The 4,681-nt window shown below is 73.9% G+C and carries 5 protein-coding genes; 4 read left to right on the forward strand and 1 reads right to left on the reverse strand.

Annotated elements, in window-relative coordinates; translation table 11 throughout:
• The first annotated feature begins 232 nt into the window (after positions 1-232).
• On the forward strand, positions 233-544 hold the full coding sequence (locus tag ACSNOD_RS28570; RefSeq protein ID WP_436769968.1) for a hypothetical protein: 312 nt from the start codon (positions 233-235) through the stop codon (positions 542-544).
• A gap of 91 nt (positions 545-635) precedes the next feature.
• On the opposite strand, the gene ACSNOD_RS28575 is transcribed toward ACSNOD_RS28570, so the two are convergent.
• Positions 636-1,730 carry a S1 family peptidase gene (locus tag ACSNOD_RS28575; protein ID WP_436769969.1) on the reverse strand — a complete coding sequence of 365 codons (1,095 nt, stop codon included), beginning with the start codon at positions 1,728-1,730 and terminating at the stop codon, positions 636-638.
• Positions 1,731-2,019: 289 nt separating this feature from the next.
• Here ACSNOD_RS28575 and ACSNOD_RS28580 point away from each other — a divergent pair, with 289 nt between their 5' ends.
• The 3 genes from ACSNOD_RS28580 to ACSNOD_RS28590 form a co-directional block, all read left to right on the forward strand.
• On the forward strand, positions 2,020-2,712 hold the full coding sequence (locus tag ACSNOD_RS28580; protein ID WP_436769970.1) for a lysoplasmalogenase family protein: 693 nt from the start codon (positions 2,020-2,022) through the stop codon (positions 2,710-2,712).
• Positions 2,713-2,876: 164 nt separating this feature from the next.
• Entirely contained in the window at positions 2,877-4,145 is a 1,269-nt protein-coding gene (locus tag ACSNOD_RS28585) for a cytochrome P450 family protein (protein WP_436769972.1), read from the forward strand.
• A 100-nt stretch (positions 4,146-4,245) separates the two neighbouring features.
• Positions 4,246-4,681 (forward strand): transglycosylase family protein (locus tag ACSNOD_RS28590; protein WP_436769971.1); only part of this gene is annotated, 436 nt, incomplete at its 3' end.

The following is a 4,681-nucleotide window of genomic DNA, read 5'->3' on the forward strand; positions in this document are numbered from 1 at the left end:
GGTGGGTGGGGGGAAACACCCCGCGCCGGAGGCGCGCCGTGAGAGCCCCCGAACCGTGAGGCAGATCACAGGCGAAGGATTACGCACATCGATCGCGGCCAGTGGATGATCATCGCCGGGCCCGGCCGAGGCACACGCCCTTCCGCCCCCGCCTGAAGCGCTTCGCCCGGCCGCCCGCGCAGGCGATTCGACAGGCGAGTCGCCGATCCCACCCACAGAACGGACCCGTGAAGTGAAGTTCTCGACCGTGCGCACCAAGGTCGCGGCATCCGTCGGCGCCATTGTCCTGACCGCGTTCGGCGGCGTCATGACGGCCTCCCCGGCCCAAGCCGCCGATCCGGGCTACCGCTGCACCAACTGGAAGACGACCAGCACTGGCTGGACCGCCGACTGCCGCGTGACCAGGGGCCAGGCGCGCGCGATGGTGGAGTGCCACGACGGCACGTCGCACTACGGACGGTGGATGGGCCGCGGCAACTGGAAGTTCGGCATGAGCTGCGGCAAGAGCCGGATGGGCGCCTATGACGTGGAGTGGAAGCCGTAACACCCACGCACGCCCCGCGGTACCGCACCCGTGGGCCGGACGCGGTGGTCGACCACGGAATCCGGCCCACGGGTACGCGGGCCGCGCGGCCTCAGCGGGGGAGGTCGGCGCCGTAGAAGTCGAGCGCCTCCGACACGGGTTGGAAGTACGTGCGCGCGCCCTCGTCCCCGCACATGCCGGACGCCGCGGACGCCAGCCCCAGCGCCGTCTCCCCGGAGAAGAGGGACCCTCCACTGTCCCCCTGCTCCGCGCAGACCGCCGCGAGGATCATCCCGTTGAACGTCTGGCCGTCCCGCGTGGTGAACGTGACGTCCGTGCCGAGGACGGACCCCTCGCGGACCCCCGTCGTGGAGCCGCTGCGCATCACCGACATGCCGGTGAGCGCCTCGCCCACCTGGGAGATCCACTGGGTGTCGCCGTTGTGGAGGTTGACCTCGCTCGGCGGGTGGTCCGTGCCCTCCCGGTATTTGACGAGGGCGAAGTCGTTGTCGCCGTTCTGCGCGTCGACCATCGTGCCGAGCCAGTTGCCGTGGCCGTCGGACCACGCGGCGCCGGCCCAGCCGCAGTGGCCGGCCGTGAGGAAGTACGGCTCGCCGTCGCGGTGGACGTTGAATCCGAGGGAGCAGCGCCCGCCGCTGCGGTGGATGGGGTCGCCGCCGGAGGCGACGGCGTCGAGCCGCCCGGGCACCCGCTCCAGCCGCGCCTTGTCGCCGAGCTCGCCGACGACCTTGGTGAGCCGGGCGAGGTCGGAGCGGGTGACGGAGCTGTCGGCCGTGACGAGGACCTTGTTGGTGACGGGGTCGATGAACCAGGACGTGCCCGGGACGGTCGCCCGCTCGGCGAGCGTCCGGCGGGCGGCCTGGAGTTGGGTCAGCGAGTGGCGGACGAGCCGGGCCCGCCCGCCGGCCTTGGCGACCGCCCGGGCGGCGGAGTCGTCGACGACGTTCACGACGAGGGAGCGGGCCTTGGCGTCGTAGTAGGCGCCGGCGGTGTGGCCGCGGAGGTCGGAGGTGAGGGTGGAGGCGAGCCGGCCGGCGGCCGCGGCGTCGAGGCTGCGGGGGGTGGGTTCGGGCTCGTCCCCGTGGGCGTACGGGGCGTGGCCGGTGCCCGTGGCGAGCAGTGCGGCGACGCACGCGCCGACGAGGGCGGCACGCCGCCGCAGGGCGGAAAGGCGATACGTCGACATCTCGACTCCTGGAGGGTGTGATCCGCTCCCGAGTATGTGTCGCCCCTGTCCCGCCAGCTTCCCGAACAGGCCAAATGGGGTATTTGCTTCTCTTTCGGGCCGCTGAGTCTCCCTCATGGGTGGGCGGGTGAAAGACCCGGCGCCGAAGGCGCCGAAAGGCAGCTTGTGACCTCCGCCGCGTTTCCGTTCAACGGGCGGGTGGGCAGGCGAAAGACCCCGGCGCCGGAGGCGCTGTCAAAGGCCCCGCACCCCCATTGACCCGACCGAACGCCGCCGGAACACTGCCCGCATGCCGATCGCCGATCGCTCAACCCCCCGCCGTACCCGACGCCGTACCGCCCACGGCAAACACGCACTGGCCGCGTTCGCCACCCTCGCCGCCGCGGACCTCGCCGCCGTGACCCGCCGCCCTCGGGGCCCGCTGCGCGCCGCGAAACCGCTGCTCATGCCCGCCCTCGCGGCGTACACACTGCGCCGCCGCGGCCCCGGGGCCGAGGGCCCGCCGTCGACCGCCCTCATGGCCGGGCTCGCGTTCGCCACCGCCGGCGACATCGCGCTGCTGTTCGACGCGCACGAGCCGGCGCTGCTGCTCGGCATGGCCGCCTTCCTGGGCACCCAGGTCAGCTACACCGCCGGCTGCGCCCGGCGGGGCGCGCTCGCCGCGCTGCGGCGCGACCCGCGCCCGGCGGTCGGCGCGCTGGCCGTCTGGGCGGCGGCCACCGCCGCCCTCGCCCCCACGCTGGAGCGGCGCCTGCGCCTGCCCGTCGCCGGCTACGGCCTCGTGCTGGCCGCGACGGCCGCCACCGCCGCGGCCGTCGGCGGCACCGTCGCCGTGGGCGCGGGCGCCTTCCTCGCCTCCGACCTCCTGATCGGCCTCCAGGCCGCCGGCCACACCTTCCCCGCCCAGGAGGTGCTCATCATGGCGGGCTATCTGCTCGGCCAGTTCCTGATCGCCACGGGCTGGCCGGCGCCCCCGGCGTGAGTCGTACCGGAGGGGACGCCGTGAGCGCTCCCTCCGGTTCCCCGCCGGCCGCCCGGGCCCGGCGCGGCGGTTACGGTCATGGGGTGCAGGACGCGACGACCCCCCAGCCCCACGAGACCCCCCGTACGGACCCCGGGCCCGGCCGCGAGGCCCCGGCGCCCGAGCTGTTCACCTGGGAGTTCGCCTCCGACCCGTACCCCGCGTACGCCTGGCTGCGCGAGCACCGCCCCGTGCACCGGACCGCGCTGCCCAGCGGGGTCGAGGCCTGGCTGGTGACCCGGTACGCCGACGCCCGGCAGGCCCTCGCCGACCAGCGGCTCAGCAAGAACCCCGCCCGGCACTCCGCGGCCGCGCACGCCAAGGGGCGGGTCGGCATCCCGGGCGAGCGCAGCGCCGACCTCATGACGCATCTGCTGAACATCGACCCGCCGGACCACACCCGGCTGCGCCGCCTGGTGTCCAAGGCGTTCACCCCCGGGCGGGTGGCCGACTTCGCGCCGCGCGTGCGGGAGCTGACCGACCGGCTGATCGACGACTTCTGCGCCACCGGCAGCGCGGACCTGATCCACGAGTTCGCCTTTCCGCTCCCCATCTACGCCATTTGCGACATGCTGGGGGTGCCGCCCGAGGACCAGGACGACTTCCGCGACTGGGCGGGAATGATGATCCGTCACGGCGGCGGGCCCCGGGGCGGCGTCGCCCGGTCGGTGAAGAAGATGCGGACGTATCTCGCCGACCTGATCCACCGCAAGCGCCGCGACCTCGGTGACGACCTGATCTCGGGCCTGATCAGGGCCAGCGACCACGGCGAGCACCTCACCGAGAACGAGGCCGCGGCCATGGCGTTCATCCTGCTGTTCGCCGGTTTCGAGACCACCGTCAACCTCATCGGCAACGGGACGTACGCCCTGCTGCGCCACCCGGAGCAGCGGGCCCGGCTCCAGGCCGCGCTGGCCGCCGGCGACGAGTCGCTGCTGGCCACCGGGGTGGAGGAACTGCTGCGCTACGACGGCCCGGTGGAGCTCGCGACCTGGCGGTTCGCCACCGAGCCGATCACCCTGGGCGGGCAGCGGATCGCCGCCGGCGACCCGGTGCTCGTCGTGCTGGCCGCGGCCGACCGCGACCCGGCCCGGTTCGACGACCCCGACACCCTCGATCTGGCCCGCCGCGACAACCAGCACCTCGGCTACGGCCACGGCATCCACTACTGCCTCGGCGCGCCCCTCGCGCGGCTGGAGGGCCGTACGGCGATCTCCACCCTGCTGCGGCGTTTGCCCGATCTGCGGCTCGCGGCGGAACCGGCCGATCTGCGCTGGCGCGGCGGGCTCATCATGAGGGGACTGCGCACGCTTCCGGTGGAGTTCACCCCCGCCGCGCCGGAGCGGACACCACCCGGCGCCACTAGCAGAAGTGACGGTCAGTCAGCTACGTGACCTGAGCGTGATCTCCGCTACATCGACTTGTGACTGGTGTTCGACCCCGCTACTTTCGGGCCGCATATCCAGGCTCGCCCGTCGCTCGAAAGGCACACGCATGCGCTCCGGGAACGGTAGACACCGCCGCCCCCGTCAGGCTCCGGCCCTGTTCGTCGCCGCGGGGGTGACCGGCGCCAGCATCGCCATGCCGCTGCTGGCCGCGTCCGGCGCCCAGGCCGCCGACGCCCAGACCTGGGACCGCGTCGCCAACTGCGAGAGCGGGGGCGTGTGGAGCGCCAACACCGACAACGGCTACTACGGCGGCCTCCAGATGACCCAGCAGACCTGGGAGGCCTTCGGCGGCCGGGACTACGCCCCGCGCCCCGACCTGGCCAGCCGCTCCCAGCAGATCGCCGTCGCCGAGCGGGTGCTGGCCGCGCGCGGCCCGGACAAGGCGTTCCCGGGCTGCGCGGTCAACGCGGGCCTCGCCAAGGACGGCAAGGCCCCCGGGGTGAACCCCGGCAGCACCCGCTCGGCGACGGCGATCTGCTGGG

The organism is Streptomyces sp. URMC 123 (genome assembly GCF_051386515.1).
GTDB lineage: Bacteria > Actinomycetota > Actinomycetes > Streptomycetales > Streptomycetaceae > Streptomyces.

Bases quoted from the DNA above. Each gene is read 5' to 3' on its own strand.
- ACSNOD_RS28575 (WP_436769969.1), bottom strand. From the start codon at position 1,730: ATGTCGACGTATCGCCTTTCCGCCCTGCGGCGGCGTGCCGCCCTCGTC.
- ACSNOD_RS28580 (WP_436769970.1), top strand. From the start codon at position 2,020: ATGCCGATCGCCGATCGCTCAACCCCCCGCCGTACCCGACGCCGTACC.